At 47.3% G+C, this 24,708-nt stretch carries 6 protein-coding genes; all 6 read right to left on the minus strand.

The window, feature by feature from the left end; translation table 11 throughout:
• Positions 1-19 precede the first annotated feature (19 nt).
• Genes MKY01_RS22680 through MKY01_RS22705 form a run of 6 tightly spaced genes read right to left on the minus strand, consistent with a single transcriptional unit; the run spans position 20 to position 24,676 of the window.
• The gene (locus MKY01_RS22680) at positions 20-1,339 is read right to left on the minus strand and encodes an aminotransferase class III-fold pyridoxal phosphate-dependent enzyme (RefSeq protein WP_047843828.1); all 1,320 of its coding nucleotides are present in this window, start codon (positions 1,337-1,339) and stop codon (positions 20-22) included.
• Positions 1,336-2,316, minus strand: a complete 981-nt coding sequence (locus MKY01_RS22685) for an ACP S-malonyltransferase (RefSeq protein WP_339283584.1) — start codon at positions 2,314-2,316, stop codon at positions 1,336-1,338. Before MKY01_RS22685 ends, MKY01_RS22680 begins: the two co-directional genes overlap by 4 nt.
• A complete protein-coding gene (locus MKY01_RS22690) occupies positions 2,313-3,464 on the minus strand; it encodes an acyl-CoA dehydrogenase family protein (protein ID WP_339283586.1) in 1,152 nt (383 codons plus the stop codon). The genes MKY01_RS22685 and MKY01_RS22690 overlap by 4 nt, the downstream gene beginning before the upstream one ends.
• Positions 3,461-3,718, minus strand: a complete 258-nt coding sequence (locus MKY01_RS22695; protein ID WP_339283588.1) for an acyl carrier protein — start codon at positions 3,716-3,718, stop codon at positions 3,461-3,463. Before MKY01_RS22695 ends, MKY01_RS22690 begins: the two co-directional genes overlap by 4 nt.
• Positions 3,715-7,914 (minus strand): beta-ketoacyl synthase N-terminal-like domain-containing protein, encoded by a 4,200-nt coding sequence (locus tag MKY01_RS22700; RefSeq protein WP_339283590.1) that lies wholly within the window; start codon positions 7,912-7,914, stop codon positions 3,715-3,717. The genes MKY01_RS22695 and MKY01_RS22700 overlap by 4 nt, the downstream gene beginning before the upstream one ends.
• On the minus strand, positions 7,904-24,676 hold the full coding sequence (locus tag MKY01_RS22705; protein ID WP_339287236.1) for an amino acid adenylation domain-containing protein: 16,773 nt from the start codon (positions 24,674-24,676) through the stop codon (positions 7,904-7,906). Before MKY01_RS22705 ends, MKY01_RS22700 begins: the two co-directional genes overlap by 11 nt.
• Positions 24,677-24,708: the final 32 nt, after the last annotated feature.

Below are 24,708 nucleotides of genomic sequence, written 5' to 3' on the forward strand. Positions count from 1 at the left end.
CCTCCTTATTGAGCTACCATCAGATCAGCTCGTCGTAGATCTCTTTCATTTCTGCAAGTGCTGCAGGGACACGCTCACGGAACCAGGCAACATCTTGCATATCAAGCAGGATATTCGGATACATCCGCGAGAGCGTAGATACCAGAACACCGTGCTCAGCAAGCTTGCTATTTAACAAAATATCAAAAGACATCAATTCAAACGTATAATCAGCCGTATCCGTAAGCGGCTCCGTGCAGCAGTGATAAGAAGCACAGCCAGACGGCCCTTGAACAATTAAAGGCAGACCTACCTTCACTGCTTCCTGGCAGAGTATGTCATGCATCATCTCAGCGTGGCGGTTCATGCTGTGCATCGCCTGTCCTCCATTGCGTCCCAACATTTCCAGCGTAGCTTTTACAGCAGCTGTACCTAATGGATAGCCATTAAACGTACCCGCATGAATTACTTTTTTGTCTACAAGCAACTTCATGATATCCGCTCGGCCAACCAGGGCTGACACTGGAACTCCGCCACCCGCGATTGCCTTCCCAAGTGTAGTCAGATCAGGCGTTACACCGAATAACTGTTGGGCACCACCGAGACCCATACGGAATCCTGTTATAATCTCATCAAAAATGAGCACGACCTGGTACTGATCACATAACTGTCTGACTTTTTGCAGATAACCCGGAGCAGGCATGACTCCGCCTCCATTTACACAAACCGGCTCCATGATTACTGCTGCAATGTCGTCTCCATGCTGGCGAAATAGTTCCTCCAGACGGGGTGCGTCATTCCATGGCAAGAGGTAGGATTGAGATTCCATGGCATCCCTTGCCCTTCCCTTTGTTCCTTTCATGTCACCAGGATAGTCTGAAGGTACAGGCAGACCTGTACGTGCAGTCTTGCCACCCATAATATTGTCCGCATTGCCATGATAATGGCCTTCAAAACGTACAAAGCGATTTTTACCTGTCCACGCCCGGGCAAGACGAAGTGCATTCTGGACAATCTCCGTGCCTGATAACCCAAAACGAATCATCTCTGCTGAAGGTACATATTGATGGATCAGTTCCAGAGCCTCTGCATCCAGATCGCAATGACTTACGGAAAGAACACGGTCAATGGTATCCTTCAGACACTCGTTATACTCCTCGTTGCCGTGGCCAACGATGAGGGCACCAAAGCGTGCATATAGATCCAAATACTCGTTGCCGTTCATGTCCGTCACTCTGCTTCGGGAAGCATGCTTGAAATGGAGCGGTGTCTCTTCCCAAGGAAGGTGGAAATTATAGTGCACACCTCCAGGCAGCCATTGTTTCACCCGCTGATTGTACTGCATCATCTCCGTGATCATCCCTTATCGCCTCCCCCATTTGTCTGGTTTACTGCTTCATATCGCTCCAGTAATCTGGACCGATCTTGCGGATCATCCAGCGAATAGGCTGCAGGCAAGGTCTTATTCTCAGCCAGCATATTTCTTACGCTCTGGCCTGGACCGATATCGATCCATACCGTCGCTCCCAGATTTTGAATGCGTGCCAATGCCTGATTCCAACGAATGGGTTGCAAAAGCTGGCTGCTCAGCAGCTTAGGAATGTCCTCGGCTCCGCGAATGAACTCACCATGTACTGTTGAGCAGATGGGAAACACCGGTGCAGAGAAGGAAATCCCTGCAAGCATCTCTTCAAGCTCAGGCTGAATGAACTGCATCAACTCGCTATGATAAGGTGCATCTGCCTTCATTGGCATCATGCGAAAAGGAATGAATTCCCCACCGTAGCCATCCACCTGATCATCCAGCAGTTGAAGACCCTTCGCAGTACCTGCGACGACAAACTGTCCCGGTGAATTATAACCGGAGATCGTCACATACTCGTTCTGACGAATATTCTCGACTAATTCTTCAAGCGCTGCTTGGGTTACATCAACGACAATACCCGCTCTTCCTTTTTGCTCCTGAATGGAGCGATGCATCAACGCACCACGCTGAGCTGTAAAACGAATTCCATCAGCAAATCGCAATGCTCCCGCCGCTACTAAAGCCGAAATCTCCCCCAAACTGTGACCTACTGCATAATCTGGAGTCATTCCAGTCCGCCGAACAAATGAGTCAAATAAAACGTAGCTTGCCGTCAGTACAGCAGGCTGAGCATATTCAGAGACCGTCAATTGATCCAGGGTCCCTTCCATAACCAGTGCCTTCAAATCAAATCCGATCACCTCGCTCGCTTCTGCAAAAATCTGATTCGCCTCCGGCTCACTGCCCAACAACTCGCTGCACATTCCGATATACTGGCTTCCCTGGCCGGGAAATAGCGCACAGAACGTCATACGCTACCGCCACGCTTGTAATAGGCTTTTAATCCGTAATGCGAGATCATCTCCTGCTGCATCTGAGAGGAACCTTCAATAATCTCCAGAATTTTGGCTTCCTTATACAGCCTGGCAACAGGATAATGGTTACTAATTCCGTTCGCACCATGAACCTGTAGCGCATCACTTGCAACTTCAACAGCAACTTTGGACGTAAAATATTTGGCAATCGTTGTCTCCATAGCGGCCTGCGGGTCCTTGGCTTCTCTCAGCTCGGCTGCACGTAAACATAATGCTCGTGCTGCATGGACTTTTGTCACCGCATCTCCAATCATGCCGCGAATCAGCTGAAAATGACTCAGCTTCTGATCAAATTGCTTCCGCTTCCTTGAGTAAGTCACCATGGCATCCAGCGCTTCCTGCGCAATCGCCAGCCCTGCCCAGGCAATGCTATATCTGCCCTGGTCCAGCGCCCCGGTTACGATGTACTCAAAACCTTCATTCAGACGTCCAATAATGTGATTCTTTGGTACACGCACCTCATGGAGATCAATCTCAGCTATACCTGTCTCTCCCGCAACCATGACACCTTCAATAGGTTGGGTCTGTACACCCTCAAACTGGCGTTCGACCCAAAAAGCAGTGCTTCGTCCCTGATTCGAGGCAATAATGATAAATACATCTGCCAGATGTCCAAACGTGATCCACTTCTTTTTTCCATTCAAAACATAACAGTCCGATTCTTCTCTCCACTCGGTCTTTACACTTTTGGCATCCGAACCAACTTCCGGTTCAGTCAGGCCAAAGGCAGCAATCCATTCTCCCTTCACCAACTTGGGCAGCCAGGACGATTTTTGCTCAGGCGTTCCGAAACGTACCAAAGTTTCACTTACAAGTGAAGTATGTACCGTTAACAAGCTGCGAACGGCTGGAAGAGCCTTGCCAAATACTTCAGTCAACAGCCCGTACGCCTTAGGGCCGAGACCCATGCCGCCATATTCAGCCGGGATCGAGGCAGCCAAGTAACCTTTTTCAGCCATGGCACGGATCAATGTTCTGGGAATGGCTTGCTGCTCTTGAATCTGTTGAGCATAAGGACGAATTTCACGGGCAGCAAACAATTCAGCTTCATGAATGATCTCTTGCTCTATATCCGCTTCAATCATTCGGCAACCCCCTCTTGAAGAAGAGATTCATTGAGATAAGCGGCGAATTCGGCAATTGTTTTGTATTCAAACAACGCAACCGGACTGATGTCAACTTGAAGATGCTTACGTGCACGATTAATGATCTTGAGCGCCTGCACAGATGAGACACCAATTTTCAAAAAATTCATCTCTTCATCGATGTCCTCTGGCTCCTGATTCAACGCTACAGCAATCTCGCTTTTGAGAAAAAGCTCAATTTCTTCTTTTGTCATATCATGACCTCCGTTCCCTGATTCACATCTATCCAATGTACATACGGCTCGAATGGGTGTGCTGGCAGATGTACAATCTGGCCAGAGCCATTCGGATGTAACTGTTCCCAATCCAGCGCAGCACCACGTACATAAAGCTGTCCCAGCAATAAAGCAAGCTGATCCTCCATGGTAAGTGTCGGCTCGGCAGACAGGCGGATGAAGCTCTCCTTGCCACTGTATTCAAGCTGCTGCTCTGTCTGATCTGCAGCAATCATAATTACAATGTCGGCGTTTGCCATCTTGCCAGGTGTGTCTTGCAGACTGTCTAACGTCACTCTGTTGTTCACTGGAATGGATTGGCTTGCATGAGCGCTGTGATGTTCCTCGCCATCCAGATGTAAACTGGATACAAGTTCCTCTCCTGCAGCTATTCCTCGAATCTCTTGAATGGAAGGGACCAGACGTACAAGTGTCTCAAGCAAGGTCACCCAGTAGTTCAAGGTTGATACCGTATCTTCATTAGAATCGTCTGGCCTGAGTACCTTACGAGCTTGAGCTTCATCTTCTCCGCGAATCTCATGCCCCCCAACCACAATATTGACACGAGCAGCTCGGTTTCTAGGCTTGAAGCCAAATTCCATTTCTTCGATGTTCCACTCTCCGGTTGAGCTGACAGCTACTGCTGCACGATACCGATAATGTTTTCTATATCTGTTCCGGGTAAAACAAAGATCCTCTAGTGCCAGGTCCGCATGTTTCTTCACATATTGCTCCGTGTTATCAATCAGCTTTTTTAAAGCCTGCTCTGATTTCGCAGAGAACGTTAACAACTGGCCGCGTGCCGGGGCATCTGCACGGACAGGGGCTTTCCATTCTTCCAGCACAATGTGGGCATTCGTACCTCCCAGGCCAAATGAACTGATGCCTGCCTTCCGTGTTTTTCCTTCAGGTACATCCCACGTTTTATGCTCGCTAACGATATGGAACGGCGATTGCTCCAGTCGGAGGGCCGGATTCGGATTATCCATATGCAGACTTGGTGCCAGTTCCCCATGCTGCATACTGAGAAGAACCTTGGCAAGACTGGCTCCACTGGAGGCTGCAAATAAATGACCAATATTGGTTTTGACTGAACCTAATCCAATCGAATTATCGCTTGTATCTCCCTTTTCCCGGAACAGTCGGAGCAAGGCATTCACCTCAATTGGATCTCCAATCCTTGTCCCCGATCCATGTGCTTCAATATAAGAAATCTCGCTGGGGTTTAGGTTGGCGTCGCGATAAGCGGCACGGAGTACCTCATATTGCCCCTGAGGGTTGGGTGCCATAATGCCCAGGGAATATCCGTCGTTATTCACCGCTGTCCCGCGAATCACACCATAAACATGTTTATTGTTGCGAATTGCCTCTGTTAGCGGCTCCAGATATACAACAACAGCACCTTCTCCCAAGACTGAACCATCTGCTTCCCGGTCAAATACCTTCGTATGTTGAGTGGAAGAACAGATTCCAGCATTGCGTGATAGTTGATGAACATGCGGTGTAGCCAAAATGTTCGCTCCACCTACAACTGCCCCAGAGATACGCTTGTCCTGAATGGCCGCCACAGCTTGTGTCAGTGCCACCAGAAAAGAAGAACATGCTGTATCTATGGACAGTGCCGGCCCTGTAAAATTGTACATGTGTGAAATGGAGGCCGCTGCAATATTGGACATATTGCCTACCATAGCGTGAGAATGAACAGCCTTTCCAAGACTCCGGTTCATATAATCAATAACCAGATCGAAGTATGTGCTTGGGTTAATCCCTACATACACACCCACATCACGCTTATCCTCATGGTCCACGAGCATACCCGCATCCTCCAGCGCCTCATGAGCAACTTCCAGCAGCTTGCGATGTTGCGGATCCATAAATGCAGCTTGTTCAGACGGGATTTCAAAGAACTCATGATCAAACGTATCCGGTTGCTTCAGTTCCCCAATCCAGTCATCCCAACCGGGTTGCTTGGAACGTGTTGCACGCTCTAAACTAACCCGGTCAACACTATCTAACCCGTTAACCAGATTGCCCCAGAACTGCTCTTGGGTGTCGGCATCAGGCAGACGCAGAGACAGTCCGGTAATAGCAATAGCACGATGTACATTCAGGTGATTATCTGTTGTTTCAACTTGTTCAAAGTCCTTCGTTTCTGCTGGAAGTTCCTGCAGATATTCCACCATCTCACGTACTGTACTGCAAAAAACAAGTAGTTCTTGTCCTAATTCACGTCCCATATGTGCAGACAGCTTGTCAAGTAATTGATAAGAGAGAATGGAATTGCCTCCAAGTGCGAGAAAAGAAGTATCCATCTCAATCTTTCCTGCGGGCAATTGAAGAATTTCGGCCCAGGCTTTACGTACGGTATATTCCAAAGACGATGCGGAAACCGTCTCGTGTCCTTGCTGTTGTGAGTTTTCGCGAATCAGCTCTTCAATGGCCGCGATGTCCTTGGTAAATACTCCACGCTCATATTCGTTTCTCAGTATGAAGCGCTGGACCTTGCCACTCGTCGTTTTGGGGATAACTTTGATTGGGAGAACATGGGTGATCTCAATACCCAATCCAGCCCTCATACGTTGGATCAGATCCTGTCGCACCTCCAGAAACTGTGGAGCGCCCGATTTGTATTTAACAAATACAAGCAGTTCCTCTACTTGTTTGAGGCTGTTAAAGTGCCCGACTACCGTCAGATTCCCTCTCGGAATGCTGCTATTCTGGTACAAAATTTCTTCAAGATCATGCGCATAATGGTTCTGTCCCCGAATAAACACAATGTCCTTGATTCGTCCGCTTACAACAAGGGAGCCATCAGCCATATAACCCAAGTCTCCAGTGCGAAGCCACCCATCCATATACATTTCACGATTGATCTCTGGAAGACTGTAATATCCGGAGGTTACCGATTCCCCACGGATCTGGATTTCGCCAACAACCCGCTCATCCAGCACTTCACCCTGTTTATCCGCAATCCGGATCTGAATCCCTGTCATGGGATATCCTTCATGGACAAATTCGATCACATCCGAAGTATGGCTATCACTGCTAGGCAGCTGTACTGGCACAGCCAGTCCTTCCTGCACCAGCCGCGAACGCGAAATACGTTCAATTCGCGGCTCTTCCCCCAGTCTGGAGGTACATACACCTACTGTCGCTTCTGCCATGCCATACGCAGGAAACATCATATTGGAACGATAGCCACAAGAGCTGAATTTTTTGACAAATCGCTCGATAACAGACGTTGATATAGGCTCTGCACCATTCAAGGTCATACGTAATGAAGACAGATCAAGCGTTGAGAGCTTGGAATCCGGGATCTTCTGAACCATCCATTCGAAACCAAAATTGGTACAGCAAAACCATTTCCCCTGATGCTCCGTAATCTTGCGCAAGAACAGATAAGGCGACCGTACGAAGGTATAAGGTGACATCACCATGATGTTGGCTCCACTCAGGACGGGTGTCAGATGCTGTCCAAATATCCCCATATCATGCGTATGCGGCAACCAGGTAAACACATTATCTCCTTCTTCAGCTCCAAGAAAAGTCTTGCATGCAATACTGTTGGCGATAATATTGTGATTTGTTAACTGCACACCTTTGGGAATTCCCGTGCTTCCTGATGAGAATTGCAGGAACACAATGTCATCAGGAGAGGTTGGGCATAGATCAGCCATCTGCTGGCCTGCTTGAAGCTGGTTCACGCTAATCAACATAAGACCTTTGAATACCGGACTTTCCGCAAGCTGTTTATACTTGGGCATGTAGGCTTCCTCGACGATAACGACTGGACGCCCGAGTACCTCCCACACTTTCGTGAATTTCTCCAGACCGGCTGAGCCTGGTTCCCAGGCAGCCGGAGGACTAACCGGGGCGACAATAATGCCCCCCAGCATACAAGCCCAAAAGGTACGGTAAAATTCCTGTGACTGGTCAATTTCCAAAATAACAACCTGTCCTTGTTGAATGCCTTGCTCCTGAAGAGACTGCAGGTACTTGCGCGCCTGCATCAGTAATTCAGGATATGATTCAAACTGTTCGTCACCTGAAGAGCTGATATAGGTCATTCCCTTTTCTGGATGAGTATCTGCAATGTAGATTAGCATCTCAGCCACTGTTGAATAATGTTCTGGCACAATCAGCTCGGGTCCTCGCTGTATGGATTTACTGGACATGTTGCACCTCCATTGCCTCATTGTGAACTACCACTCTCACATCGCTACCAAGCTTGTCATCAATCAGCTGTTTCATACGTTTGATGTCCAGACCAGCCTGACAGGCCAGATGTACGTACAGACACTCTTCGTCGTAGCGAATAACCCATTCGAATTGGGCGAGTCCCGAATTCGAATCTTGGTCATCCGACGACTGAGACGACATTGGGATCGCTTCGCTACTGGAGATGAAGCCTTGATAATTAAACAGAATCATCTGACGCGTCTCCTGTTCTGCTTGCCTGTAGGCAGTTCCCAATTGTTCCTGTATGCCATCATATTGTGCCGAGAGGGAAGAATCATGTGTAAGTGCCATAAAGTTAATGCTGTGTTGCTTCGTAAATTCCAGACGTTCCAACAGATCTTCCTGTGTGAATTCACTGTCTACCAGCACTGGAATCAGATCTAGGAATTCTCCCACATAATCATAGTAGGATTCTTCGCCATACTCCCTTCCGTAATGCACCAGGGCTATTGGCAATTGGCTTATGTTCAGATAAGCCGCAATGATGTTGGAAAAAGTTTTAAAGCATGTCCACCAAACATCTGCAGGCTCCTTCCCTGCAAGGGACAACTCGACAGTCATCGCTGAAGGCGACAATGTTTCTGTTTCCTTCAACTTGTTCATGACGATGGCGTTACATCTATTCCATGCCTGAAGCAAAAATTGTTTCTCCATTTCATCTTCTGATACCCCTATGGGGCCTTGAGACAGAAAATTTACATAATCCTCATAATTTCGTACTTGGTACAGAAGATCACTCTCGATCTCTATACCTTGCGGTCTATATAATGCCTTCGACTCAAGTTGCTGCTTGATGATCTGGGCACTCATACCATCAAACGCAAGGTGATCAAAACTCCAAATCAGCTTATGCTCTGTTGCTCCTGTACGCAAAATACACAGACGCCAAGGTAGTTCCTTCAACGTATACGTTTTGTGTAACAGAGACTGAACCAGTTTGTACTCCAACTGCTCAATCGTAGCCGAAGCATAATGACGAATATCAAGATATGGGATAAGCTGTTGCAGCATGTCCGCCGCTAACGATATATCACATGGATGCCAATACAATTGTTCTTCCTCATATATCATGCTGTGCAGCAACTGATGCCGGGATATAACCCCAAGAATCAGGTGTTTTACAGCTTGTTCATTCAATTCGCCTTCCAGCGTTGTTGTAAATCCGCTTGCTCGTGAAGTCGTAGAAGCATGTGCTTGTTGAATTGGAGATAGTGGGAATTGACCCATAGGGGTCATGCCCGCCATAAAAGATGAAACCTGATTGCAGCTGTTTAAGACATGCAGGACCAGGCTGTCCAGTTGTTTCTCATGAAGTGTTATGTCCTGTGGTATGACTATCGGGGACTGAATATGCAGGCTATCTTCGGACCAAACTGACGCCGGAGGATTAATATCTACCAATTTGGCAAGTCCTCTAACTGTCGGATATTGGAATAATTCGTTCACATTGATGGCAATTCCTTCTTTTGCCAAAATTTGAGTGAATGCAATCGCTTTGAGCGAATGCCCCCCATTTTGAAAGAAGTGATCTTCCACACCAATGCCTGGATTACCCAGGATCTGTCGCATGGCGGCAAGAATGACACGCTCTGTTTTTGCCCGAGGTGAACTCACCTCCAGAGACCTTTGCTGCTCTTCAACCAAATGCTCGGACAATGCCCTTCGGTCCACTTTGCCATTGGCATTAATCGGAAGATGATCCATTCGAATAATTCGTGCAGGCACCATGTACTCTGGCAGCTGCTGGTGAAGTTCTCTTCGAATATACTCAGCATCTGCTCCAGTATCGGTTGTATAAAAAGCGGCAATATATAGACTTCCTGATGGTTCTGTAACTGTCATGACAAAGGCATCACGAACTCCCGAAAGACGCTCCATGCAATTGCCTATCTCCGATAACTCAATGCGGAAACCTCTGATTTTGACCTGGAAATCCGAACGTTCAATAAAAATCAGACTGCCATCAGCTAGACGTTTGACGATGTCACCTGTCCGATACATTCGTTCTCCCTTGCGGAAGGGATCATCAAGAAAGTGTTTTCGCGTAAGATCCTCACGGTTAAGATATCCAATACCCACCGCATCCCCACTGATATACAGTTCACCTGGAACGTTCGGTGGCACAGGCTTCAGCTCATCATCCAGAACATACAAGGCTGTGTTAGACAGGGGCTGACCTATGGGCAGTGAGCCAGTATAAGGCTCTGTTTGCTGTAATAAGTGGTAGGAGGCAAAAAAGGTTGCTTCCGTTGGCCCATATCCATTTAACAGCCTGCCCGGCCCCACGCATGCAAGCGCTTTGTTGGCATGACTCACCGATGCAGCTTCACCACCAAACATCACTCTACGCACATTCTTCAAGCAATCAGCATCCCAATCCACCAGCATATTAAACAAGGATGTTGGAATATAAAATACTGAAATCCGTTGCTGTTGGATGACATCCGCCAAACGAGCCATATCCAAAATGGTCTCTTTTGAGATTAATACAAGAGTAGCGCCATTTATTAATGAAGCAAAAATATCGAAAATGGAACCGTCAAACGCATAGTTAGAAATTTGCAGGATACGATCCTCTGGCACAACGGTGACAAAATTGCTATTTTTCATAACTTTGGTCACATTGCGATGACTCATCACAGTCCCTTTTGGGGTTCCTGTTGACCCTGATGTATAAATGATATAAGCCGGGTCAAGAGCGGTCTTGTTCATATGTTCAACAGGCTCCTGGATGTCTCCTGAATCAAATGCTGCCAGTTCATCTGCCGGCACGATACAAGGAACTACAGATTGCCACGTGGAGGCATACGCCGCTTCAGTCAATAACACAGCCGCATCGCAATCTTGCAAAATAAATTCAATTCTCGATGGAGGCGAAGCCGGGTCAATCGGAACATAACTGCAACCCACTTGGAGTGTAGCAAGAATACTGATCATCTGGATCGGTCCGCGGTCCAGAATAAGAGCAATACTGGAGCCTGATTTTACCCCTTGTCCAAGCAACCTGAACGCCAGCCACTGAACACGTTCATACAGATCCGCATAGCTCCATTCACCGTCTTCCCAGACCAATGCTGTCTTCTGTGCATGCACATGAACTTGTTCCTCGAATAATTGGGAAATGGTCGCATCTCGCGGATACTGAGCGGCATTATCGTTGACTCCGTACAGCAGCCATTCCTCTTCCTCCGGTGTAGTGAGCTTAATCTGAGCAATTCGTTCATTATGCCCTGTTGTGATCTGAGACAGGATATACCGGAATTTATCCAGCATCAGTTCCATGGACTCCGCTTTAAACAAATCTGAGCGATAGTCAAGTTCAACCGTGTAACATTGTTTATGCTCGACCAGTGTCCAAGTCAGATCAAATTTGGCATCCACCTTACCTTCGACCCATGGTTCAAGTATCAGTTCCCCGGCTTCAGGATCATCGGTTCCCATGTTAATGTAATTTAACACCACATCAAATAGGGGGTTGCGGCTTAAATCACCGAATAGACCAAGTTGTTCCACCAGTGCTTCATAAGGATAATGCTGATGTTCATAACAGGATAACAGCTTGCCACGCATCTCATTCAAATACGTCTCTGTGGACCATTCTCTGTCCATGCTGGTGCAAATGGCAAGCATGTTCACGAACATCCCCATAACGTTATTGAGTTCTGGCTTCTCACGCCCCGCAACCGCTGTACCTACGACCAAATCGTCTTGACCCGTATACTTCCAGATTAATAGATTCAAAGTTGCCATAAACAACATATAGGGTGTAAGCCCTTGTTGAGTACAGAAATCATTGACCTGTGTGCTTAACGACTCACCAAGTTCAATGGAAAGTCTGTCTCCGCTGTAGGATGACGCGCCATGTCTTGGGAAGTCTGTAAGCAATTCAACCGGTGCAGGCTTGTCCTTGAATTCCTGTATCCAAAACTTGGCGTCTTCAACAGATTGTGCATGTGACGCAGCTTCATCACGCCATTCCGCATAATCCTTATACTGAATGTCAAGAGATTGCAATGTTTCTCCTCTGTACATGCGAGCAAAATCCTGCATCAGGATCGCAATGGAACTCTGATCCGAAATGATATGATGCATGTCGATGAATAAGATGTGTTCCTCTTGAGAAAGGTGAATGAGCTTAACACGAACCAATGGTGCGCTGGTCAGATCAAAAGGCTTGATCCATTCCATGACCTGCTCTAACCCTGCTGTTTCTAATTCCAGCAACTCCACCACGCTTGGAACCTGATCCTCCACAATTTGGAAAATCTCACCGTCAATCATTTCAAATCTGGTACGGAATGCTTCATGTCTCTCTACCAGTGCATCCATTATTACTCTGAATTGCGTAGGGTCAAGTTTTCCCCTTACCCTATAGGAACTGGCGAGATTGTACGCCGTACTCTCACCTTTCATCCACTCATGCACCACATACATTCTTCGCTGTGCAGAAGTGGTCTTGTATTTCTCTTTCTTAGTTACAGGTAAGATTGGGTTCACTGAATCAGAGTCACTTGTAACCTGATGTTCAGCAATCCATTGAACCATGTGTTCAAACACAGAATGATCAAAAACCTCTTCCAGCCCCAAATTTAATCCAAACATTTCTTTAATCCTCGACGCCAAGGAAATCGCTTTTAAAGAATGACCTCCAAGCTCAAAGAAATCATCTTCAAGGCCGACTTCTCCATTACCAAGCAACTCCTGCCACAATTGCGATAATACATGCCTTATCTCATCATCAGTCCGTTGAACCCTGACTTTCCCAGATGGAGATTGGTCTAATGCTGCGATAGAACCCGCTGCAACCTGCGACATACCTGCAAGCTGATACAACGCAACATCATGTTGATGAACAATGGGGTCAAAGGAATACGTCGGCAGGGAGATTTTTTGCCTAGGCCCCGTTCCGTTTAACTGTTCCCAATCCAATTCCATGCCAGAGCACCAGCAAAAAGCAAGTACTTTCATTAAATACACGTCTGCCTCAAGCAGGCTCTGACGATCTCCAGTAAGAGCAATGATGTTTGGCTCTGAAAATGAATCCGGAGCTATTGGTTCTGTATCCTGCTGCTGATTCGAAACGATCCACAGCGTATGCCCAGCAGATTCAGAAAGCGTCTTGCGATTTAGCAGCGTAAACAGGAAATTTGGAGATAACAGTGGTGCAATACTCGACGCATGGTCTGTTACAGTTGCATCTGTCATCCTTCCTGTCAAAGCATCTGACAATGCTCCTTCTTCTAGTGACCAATGCTCCAGATTGTATAAAAGCCCCACGGCATGTACTGGATCAAGTGCATCACTAATAACCAACCCCACCAGTTCGCCAACGCCTTGTCCACAGACAGCATCCGGCTTGATACCAAGCTGCATCACGGTTTTATAAAGAGCATATTGCACAACAAAGCACTGCATGCGCTCAAGCCTTGAATCGATTAACGATCGCCCTATGCCTTGGCGGATGGCATACTGTTCCTTGGACTCAAAGAGGTTCAGTATCTCTTCAAAGTGCTGTTTGAATATCTCTGAGACCTGGCTGCGATACACAGAAGCATATAGTTCCCGAATCTTGCGCGCTTCCCAACTTGCATTTCCGCTGAGATAAAACATGACCTTAGGCTTCCCATTCATCACACTTGCCTGTGTCTCAAACTCTACAGACTGCTCGCTTGGCGGAATATAACCGTCTACAACGATTAGCGCTTTACGATGAACGAATCTGCTTCTTCCCTTCTGTAGCGTCCACGCAGCATTGGGCAACTGCTCCGGCAATGCATGGATTGCCTGTAGAACCGAATCATACGTGCGTTCCAGCGCAGATTCACTTTTGGCCGAGAAGGGCAGCAGAAGCAATGATTCATAATTGGCTTGGCTCTCTTGGACGGGCGGCTGCTCCAGAATGACGTGAGCATTGGTCCCCCCGATCCCAAACGAACTGACACCCGCTCGCAGGATACGCTTCGCGTCTTCTAATGGCTGTGGCTCCCTGTTGATATAGAAGGGACTATGCTCCAGCTCCAACATCGGATTCGTCCGATTCATGTGAATCTGTGGCGGAACCACCCGGTGATAAAGCGTCAGTACGGTTTTAATAAAACCGGCGACACCTGCTGCCGCATCAAGATGCCCAATATTGGCTTTCACAGAACCTAGAGCACAATAATTTCTACGATCTGTTCCCCATGACTGCCTGAGCGCTTCGATTTCAATCGGGTCCCCCAGTTTGGTTCCTGTTCCATGCGCCTCCAGATAGGAGATCTCTTTTGGAGACACTCCCGAACGATGCAGGGCTGATTGAATAACCTTGACCTGCCCGGCCACACTCGGTGCCGTATATCCAATTTTGTCCATGCCATCATTATTAATCGCTGAACCTTTAATGACTGCATAGATATGATCTCCATCTCTCTGCGCGTCGCGGAGTGACTTGAGCACAACCATTCCGCATCCATTACCAGACACAGTACCAGATGCCTGCTCATCAAACGGTCTGCAATGACCATCCTTTGAATAAATCATGCCTTCATGCCAGTGATAACCTTCTTTGAGCGGATAGGAGATAGAGACACCTCCCGCAAGTGCCACATCACACTCTCCCCGAATCAAAGATTCAGCAGCTTGGTGGATAGCGACCAAAGAAGTCGAACATGCGGTCTGGACTGCCATACTCGGCCCTCTCAGATTTAATTTGTGAGATACTCGGGTTGTAATATAGTCCTTTTCATTTAAAGTCATGGCTTCAAAAGCCTGTAACAAATTACCGGAGCGACCGAGAAATTGCACCATCCATGGTAAGCTCAGTCCACTTCCGGCAAACAATCCTATAGATCCCTCATAACTGTAAGGATCACACCCGGCATGCTCAAGCGCCTCCCATGAGCACTGATGCAGCAGCCGGATTTGCGGATCCATCATGTTGGATTCCTGATGCGGATATTCGAAAAATCCGGAGTCAAAATACTCAGTGTCTTGCAGTACACCTTTGGCCCGTACATAATCGGGATGTTTGAAGTCTTCCGGTCGTACACCCGAAGCGGTTAGATCCTCCTCATTCAGACGGGTAATACCGTCCTTACCTGCCATTAGGTTATCCCAGAACTCCTCAATATTTCTTGAGCCGGGAAAATGCCCTGCCATGCCAATAACTGCGATATCCGACGAAGAAGAAATTCTGCTACTGTGTTCTGAAGCAGACGGGATACTCTGTTCCGGTCTGCTCTGCTCCACTTTGCTGTGTTCAACTGTGCTCCTCACATACTCTTTTGGAGCTGTTGTCGGGTCCGGGTTCGTAACAGGATATCCAACCGAAGCGATATGCCCGCTCTCCTCTTGCACCTGTTGTGTAACTGTCGGCAGCATCTGCTCCGCCACCAGATGATTAACCAGTGATGCAATGGAGGAATGCTCAAACAATTGCACCAGCGGAACGCTTTTATCCAGATAGGCATTCAGCCGATTATTGATCAGAATAAGCCCCAGCGAGTTGCCTCCGATGTCAAAAAAGTGATCATGGATATTAACCGTATCCAGATTCAATATTTCCTTCCACGTTGCAATGAGCATCTGCTCCAGGTCAACTTTTGCCCGCTCCATTCCTTGAATCGATGAGCCATAAACCAGAGCCGGGTTATCCCTCTCTCCCGGCTCAAAATCAGCCAGACGAAGGGCATTGCGATTCAGTTTGCCATTAGGCAGCACAGGCAGATTTTCCAGACGAATCAAGCGATAAGGCATCATGTACTGTGGAAGCCGCTGCTTTAACCAGGTCCGAAGCTGTACGTCTTCATCTTCCATAACGGAAGGCCCACTCCCAGGCTTCAGACTGTAGAAAAGGATTAATTGCAATGAATGTGAATCGGCCCCTTCTACCTTAACGACAGCTTCTCTTACACGTTCATAATTCATCGCTGCCTGCTCAATCTCATTCAGTTCAATCCGGTAGCCACGAATCTTCACCTGCTGATCTAACCGTCCCATTAACTCAACATCCCCATCCGACAGTATACGGGCCAGATCGCCAGTTCGGTACAAACGGCCTCCCAAAACATTGGGGTTTGCAATGAATCGGGCATCGGTCTCAGCAGCGTTGTGCAGATAACCGCGGGATAATCCTTTTCCTGCAATGCACAGCTCTCCATAACTTCCAGGTGGCAGTATTTCACCTTCATCATTCAGAATATAAATCTCTGTATTGGTAATGGGCTTGCCAATGGTAATCGCGGCTGTGTCATTCAATTCTTTGGTCGTTGACCAGATCGTAGTTTCCGTTGGTCCATACATGTTAAAGACTCGAGCGGGCGTAAGCCGCTTCAGATCGGTGAGGAGTCCCACAGGGACATTTTCCCCTCCGGTAAGAACACACCGCAGATTGCCCAGCGCCTGAGCGAATTCTGGATTTTCGACAAATGCCTTAATGCGTGAGACCGTGCTAAGAATGTGTGTAACACCATGTTCACGTATTCGACGTGAAGCAAGAGCCGGGTCAAGCTGCTCCTGCTCATTGGCCAGATACAGCGAATATCCGGTGCATAATGGTGTCCACACTTCAAATCCGAAAATATCAAAAGATATGGTCGTTACACTGATGATGCGATCTGTCTCATGCGCAAAAATATGTCGGTGCCTGACGTCCTCAACAAAATTGACCATCGCCTCATGAGTAATCATGACCCCTTTGGGACGCCCCGTCGATCCTGAGGTGAAAATCACACAGGACAGATCCGAAGACAGGAGGCTTACGTCCGGGTTAACGGATGAGCGCACATCCTGGGCAGTTGGATCATACACAAATCGCTCTCCGCTAAAAGTCACTGTGCCTTCTTCATCAGGCGTACACAGCAATACGTTCATTCGGCTGTCTTCAATCATATTCACGATGCGCTGCGGCGGAAAAGCAGGGTCCAGAGGCACATAAGCCGCCCCAGCTTTCAGCACCGCCAATAGCATAATAATCAACGATTCATCTCGTCTGGATAATATGCCTATAGGTTCATCCCGGCGCACACCTTGATCAATCAGCTTCCAAGCCAGCGTATTAGCTTTTTCATTAAGCTCCCTGTAGGTAAAAGAAGCTCCAGATGATACAAGGAGAGCTTTCTTGTCTGGTGTGTGTTCTGCCTGCAGCTCGAACAGCCGATGCAGACCCACCGCAGGAGTGTAATCCAGACGTGGACCAGCAAGACGATGGACTGGGTGCTCATGAGAAATGTTTCTCTCAAACAGTTCGCTCAGAGACAGATTAGGCTGTTGTACAACCTCTTGGCAGAGTCCGATAAACTCCTGCATCATACCTTCAACTGTGTCCCGGCGGAACAGATCCAGCGAGTATTCGATATATCCTTCAATCACCTGCTTCTCCCTGTTTTCTTGACAGGTCATTAACAGATCATAAGTAGACGTACCCGTCTCCACCGGAAAAGAACTAAATTGCAAACCATGAAGTTCAAGTCCATGCAAGTCCATGTTCTGATAATCAAAACAAACATCAAATACCGGATTTCGGTTCAGCTCACGTGTCACGCCCAGTTGTGCCACAAGCTCATTAAACGGATATTCCTGATATGCAAAAGCATCCAGTGTATGTTGTTTGAGTTCGCGTAAAAAATCAGTGTACGTACGATCAAACGTTGGAAAATTCCGCATCGCAATCATATTGACAAACATGCCTACCGTCTCTTTCCACTCCTCTTGCATCCTTCCTGCAACAGGCGTTCCTACCACAATGTCCTGCTGACCTGAGCGGTGTGCAAGAAGAAGATTCCACACACTTAGCATTACCATATACATGGATGCTTCCGATGAGGAAGCCAGCTCATGCAAGTGTTGTGTTAACGAACGATTCAACGTGAAATGAAGACGTCCCCCTTGCATGGATCGCTGTGATGGACGCTCATGGTCAAGTGGAAGCCCCAGCACAGGTAAAGAAGGGCCAAGATGGTCCAGCCAGTACGTTTGATGTGAAATGTATTCCTGTGAAGCGAGACGTTGCTGCTGCCATACCGCGTAATCTTTGTACTGCAATCGGACTGCATGCTCTTTGCCAAAATATAAATCATTGAAGTCACGAGTAATGATTTCGACAGATGTACCATCCGCGATAATATGGTGAATATCAAAGAATAACAGATGCCTGCGCTCGCCTATCTTAATCAGTTCAACCCGCATAAGCGGAGCTCTCCCCAGATCAAAAGGACGAATCAATGTCTCGATCATCGCAGGCAACTCTTGGTCATCTGCCACATGCTGCTCTGCGTAGCCCATACTTAAGCGAACCGAAGGTTGGATGATCTGAACGATCTGACTACCCCGTATCTCAAACGATGTTCTGAGCGCCTCATGATGTTGCATCAACTTCTGCAAAGCAGCCTCAACTCTTATACGGTCCAATTCACCTTCAATAATGGTTGCAGACGGTAGGTTGTATGCCGTATTGCCTGGATCAAGCATCGCTTGTGTGAACATACGCATCTGTGCAGAAGAGATTGGATAAGCATCCATAGTGGGTGCAGATTGAATTATCTGTTGGTCCACTTTTGGTTTCGCCATGACATAGAGATGCTCCGCCAGTTGAATAGGCGTTGAATGATTGAAAACATCAGCTACCTCAGGCTGAATTCCTAAATGAGACCGGATCCATGCAGACAAGCTGACTGCTTTGAGAGAATCTCCTCCAACCGCAAAGAAATTAACCTCTTCATCTAGATCATCGATGCCAAAAATCGTTCGATATGCGTCCAGGACAATCTGTTTCAGTTGGTCTGAACCACCAGTATAAACGGTCCCTTTTACTAGAGTAGGGCCACTTCCCTTACCCTGCTCTGCATGCTGCCTATCATCCCCGGTACCCATTCCTTGCACTGCTGATGAGCCAGAAAGAGAAACACTGACAGGATAGGATTGTTTGTTGAAAACATAAGTAGGCAGAGAGCATTTTCGTCGTACCGTCTGCCCTTTGAGCACCTTCCAGTCCGGTTCAATGCCTTCGCACCATAACTCCGCAAGTCTGCGGTTCACATAGATACTGTCCTGCTCCGTCTCCCTTACGTGACGTAGCATATTCAGTACCGTCTGGGAATCTCTTGATAGACTGTGCTGTCTGGCAAAGGAGCTTAGCGTTCGTCCTGCACCTACTTCAATTAATACAGCCCGCTCATCCTTCAACACTTCAGCCAGGTTTGATTCAAACAACACCGGCTGTAAAATATGACGGGACCAATAGTCAGGTTGTGTGATTTCATCGCCAAGCGCCCATGTTCCACTGGTATTGGACAGTAATGGGATCTGTGGCGTATGAAGTGAATGCTCTGCTAGATAACGTCTAAATTCCTCGGCGGCCTGATTCATCATTGGCGTATGGAATGCATGGGAAGTCTTCACACGAATGCACTTCCAGCCCAGTCCTTCAGCCTTGGCTTCCATCCGTGAAATGGCTTCAGCTGTCCCACCAATCACACTGGAACCTGTAGTATTCACCAGGGCAAGCCACATGTCTTCCTCCAGTTGTGACTTCACCTGCTGCGCATCCGCCATAACGGCAAGCATGACCCCGGGTTGTTGTTGCTGCATCAGACGTCCGCGAAGTCGAACTAACTTGACAGCATCTCCGAGTTCGAACACACCCGCTACCGTTGCGGCAGCCAGTTCACCAATGCTGTGCCCGATCATGCCATCTGGCTTGATGCCCAGATCCAGTAGAGACTTGGCGAGCGCATAACTTGTCATGAACAGTGCGAATTGGCTGTACTCTGTCTGGTTTATTCGCTCAGGCTGCTGATCTCCGTATACAACGGACAGCATATCTTCTCGTTCTTCCGCAGGCAGAAGGTCCAATATTTCCTGAATATAACTTCTGAAGATTGGAGCTAGGCCTGCTTGCTCTGTAGATCTGTATAGTTCTGCACCCATTCCCTGATACTGACTGCCCTGTCCGGGGAACATAAAGTATACGGGAGGACCTTGAGCCGAATGGTATACCCGTGCTTTCCCCAGCTGCTGTATCAGCTTGTCCGGATTATCCTTCCATGTCTTATCCAGAATGAGTGCCTTACGATACGCAAAAACAGATCTACCTGATTGCAAGGTCCACGCTGCGTTTGATACAGATTGATCCGGCTGCTGAGTCAGATGTTCCATAATCCGTTCAGCGGTGCGGTTCAGCGAGTACTCCGTTTTGGCGGAAAAAAGCAATATATTTACGTCATCATCCGGACTGCACTTCTCCATCTCGGGAGCCTCCTCCAATACCATGTGAGCATTCGTGCCCCCCACACCAAATGAATTGATTCCTGCGCGCATGACTCCAACATTGCCCTGTTTCCAGTCCACCCCTTGTGCATTAACTTTAAAAGGCGTATTCAAAAAATCAATTTTGGGATTAGGTTGCTCATAATTCGCTGTTCCAGGGATATAACCTTGTCCAAGACTGAGCGCTACCTTGATTAAACCAACCACACCTGCGGCTGTATCCATATGTCCCACATTGCCTTTGACAGAACCCAGATAGCAAAATTGCTTTTGGTCGGAAGCAAAGGCCCGAGTTAACGAGTTTACTTCAATTGGATCACCAAGCAACGTTCCCGTACCATGTGCTTCGATATAACTCACCGTTTCCGGGTCTACTCCGGCTACCTTATAAGCATCCTGAATGACTTCAGCCTGTCCGCTTACGCTTGGAGCAAGAAAACTGAGTTTCTCTTGTCCGTCATTGTTAATTGCTGAGCCTTTGATGACCCCGTAGATATGATCTTCATCCCGCAGAGCATCGGTTACCCGCTTCAACACCACAATTCCCATACCATTGGAGAAGACGGTTCCACTGGCTGCCGCATCAAATGGACGACAGTGTCCATCTGTGGAGAACATCATGCCATCCTCAAATATGTAACCCCCTTCATTGGGCAACTCCACGGTGATCCCACCAGCCACGGCCACATCACATTCTCCAACGATCAAAGATTGACATGCCAGATGAGGTGTAACCAGTGAAGTAGAACATCCCGTCAGAGCGGTATAGGCCGGCCCTTTTAAGTTCAGCTTATAAGCCATTCGGGTAGCGAGAAAATGATTGGTGCTGAGGGTGAATGCTTCGTATTTACTGCTATAGTTAGCATCGTTAAAAAGCACTTGACGGTACCATTCGAAGTCATCGGACCCGCCAAGGAACACACCCACCTTACCCGCTTCATCCGGTCTGCAGCCTGCATCCTCCAGCGCTTCCCATATTCCCTGATACAGAAGTCTGAATTGGGGAGACATCATTTTGGCTTCACCGGGAGTATAGTCAAAGAACCCTGCATCAAACTCATGGATGCCGTTGGCACGTCCTTTTGCCTTGACATAACGAGGTGAACGCAGCAGTGCTTCCTCCACGCCAAGCTCCCTCAATTCATCATCACTATAAAAGTGAATGCTTTCCCGCCGTTCAACAAGGTTACTCCAGAACTCCCTTATATCCTCAGCACCCGGCACATTCACCGCCATGCCCACAATTGCAATGTCCTCACGCATAATGCCATCTTTTCGTTGAAACAATTGTTCCCTTTCAGTCGGTATCCGAACTCCCTCATCTTTCGGACCCAGTGCGGCAAATTGACGCAATGTCGGGCATTCGAAAAAACGAGGCACAGGGAACTCCACATCGGTATAATGCTTAAGTTTATTGTGAGCCTGAATGACAGAAAATGAATTTCCGCCCAATTCAAAGAAATGGTCATCGCGCCCTACTCTCTCAACACCGAGCACTTCGGCCCACACTTCGGCTATAACCTTCTCAAGCTCAGAAGACGGGGCGGTATAGAACGTACTGGAAGCGTGAGCATGCGTGATATCTGCCATGAGTGCCTTCCGGTCAATCTTCCCACTGCTATTCAATGGAAATTCGGATTTATGTACAAAAACGGATGGTATCATATATGCCGGTAACAAACGAGACAGATGCTCTCTCAATTCGACAGAAGGCAGCTCCTGCTCTGACAGATAGTAGGCATACAGCAAGCCGGACCTACCTTCAAATGATTTCATGACTACCACGGTCTGGATGACACCCGGATAGGATGACAGGGTATTCTCAATTTCGCCTGTCTCCAGTCTGGCTCCTTGAATTTTAACCTGAAAATCAATGCGTCCCAGATATTCGATCGTACCGCTTGGGAGTGAACGTACCAGATCACCTGTGCGGTACATGTACCTGAAATGCTCTGCATCCTGTCCTTCTTGAAAGAAAGGATTAGGGACAAACTTCTCTCGGGTCATCTGTTCCAGATTCAGATATCCACGTGCAAGCCCAACACCGCTAAGACAAAGCTCCCCTGGAATACCTAACGGCTGAAGCTCATCATGATTTCCGACGACATACCATCTGGACTCATTGAGCGGGTAGCCAATCGGTACATTGCCCAAGCCTTCGTAATGACTTAACGGATAATGAGAAACCCATATGGTGCATTCGGTTGGACCATAAACATTTTCAAGACTTGCTCCAATGCCTAACCTGTTAAATTTCTCAATGATGTCTGGCGTGACTGCCTCTCCGCCAACAAACATCCATTTCAACGTTTCCAATGCTGACAGATCGGAGCGAAGCTCCATCGTTTCCAGAAAAAGACGGAATAACGTTGGAACAAAGTTGATGTGCGTAACCTTATGTGATGCCACCGTTGACACAATACGAGCAGGGTCTTTTTCTGCTCCAGGCTCAAGAATGCTTAGTGCGCCTTCACCCATGAACCAGCCGAAAAGTTCCGTGGCAGACACATCAAAGGTATATGCTGTTTTCAGCAAGTAAACATCCTGCGCCTGCATCGGAAAACGACGCTCCAGATCAAGCAGTGTATTGACTACGCTATGATTTTCAACCATGACTCCTTTTGGCTTGCCTGTTGATCCGGACGTGTACATGATATAGGCAAGGCTATGCGGATTCAGCGCCTCTTCGAGATTTGAGACATCCCCCGTATAGGCCTGATCTCCCTCAACGTAGATGTACTGGACATCCAGAGTCTCGTCATCTTTTTCGGGCTGCATAGCCAGCACTATGGATATGTCTGCATCCGATAAAATATAGGCCTTTCTGGACAAAGGATAGGAAGGGTCTACAGGCACAAAAGCACATCCGGCTTTTAATACAGCCAATAGGGCAATGACCATATCCGAGGAACGTGGCATCTGCACGCCAACTGCCGCGTTATCACTTTTTTTAATCGCAACGATCTGCCTAGCCAATTGATTCGCTTTTGCGTTGACCTGCGCATAGGTCTGATGCTGCTTGCCTTCCATTAGAGCTACCCGCTCCGGGAAACGTGCTACTTTATCGTGAAATATATCCATAATATGTTGTGGAGTGTAGGGAAAATAAGAAGTTTGATTGAATCGGTACAGTAAGTTTTCTTTCTCATCTTGTATCAGGAGGCTGAACTCCCTGATTTTTTGCTCAGAATTGGTTACTAGTTGATTCAGCAAATATAGAAATCGTTGGCCCATTCGCTCCATTGAATCTTCACGGAACAAGCTCGGTTTATATTGCAGCTTCAACTGCGCACCTTGCGGTAAACGACTCAACACCACCATTAGATCTCCTGGGAACGTAACCTTATCCTGATCCAGAATACGAGTTCCGAGCATATCTTCCTCATAGGAATCATAAACAAAGGAGATATCAAACAACGATGGTGATCCGGGTTGAGCCTGTAACATACTGTCTCTGACAATGAGGTTATTGGGATATCCGATGTTCCTGTACGTATCCATCCAGGTTGTGGCTACTTGTTGCAGCAGAGGTTTTAGAGTTGATTCGAGGTCAATATGGAATCGCATAGGCAACATATGGACAAAACATCCAATCGTTTCTTCCAAGTCCATACCGGGACGATGAGAATATGGGGAGGCAAAGGTGATATCGTCTGTACCGACATATTTACTCATAAGAATGCCAAAGGCACCCATAAAGAACATAAAAACGGTTACTTCATTATCTTTGGACATCTGTGTAATATCAGCCATTAACGATTCCGAAATATCAAATCGCAGTTCATGACCAATCCCTTCTTGTACAGAACCTGCTGGAAAGTCGTGCTTTAGAGAAAGAGGTTCCACTCCCTTCATTTTGTTCAACCAGTATTCCCGCTCTTTGGAGTACTTGTTTTCGTGCAGTTTCTTGTTCTCTGCCTCAACATAAGAGATGAATCCTTCATCCAGCTTGACATCCACAGGCTGATCTTCAAGAAGACACGTATATGACTGGATAAGTTTGTTTTTCATCAGTTCAAGCGACAAGCCATCACATATTAAATGATGAATACATAAGGTCAGAATATATCGGCTTTTATCCATCTGAACAATCATTATACGGAACAGAGGACCTTTCTCCAGCTCAAAAGGTGTCCCGATGCATTCATCCACCAGTGCTTCTAACTGTTGTTCCTTTGGATTCTCCTGATTCTCGCTACTTAGGTCCCACAAGGCAAGTGAATAATCCATATCTTCATGAACGGATAACACGGGTACATCATTTTGAATCTCAATCCGAGTACGCAGCACCACTTGCTCATACATAAGCAATTCGATGGATTGGCGAAATATCTCCATTTGAAGATGATCAAATTGCATTGAAGCTGAGATGTTATACGAAGTGGGATCATTCACCTGACAATCAAAATAGATTCCCTTTTGTGTTTCGGAAAGTTCAACGGTTTTTTGTACCATCACGACCACACCTCATCGTTTAATTGAGATTC

It is taken from the genome of Paenibacillus sp. FSL R5-0486, assembly GCF_037975155.1.
Taxonomy (GTDB): Bacteria; Bacillota; Bacilli; order Paenibacillales; family Paenibacillaceae; genus Paenibacillus; species Paenibacillus amylolyticus.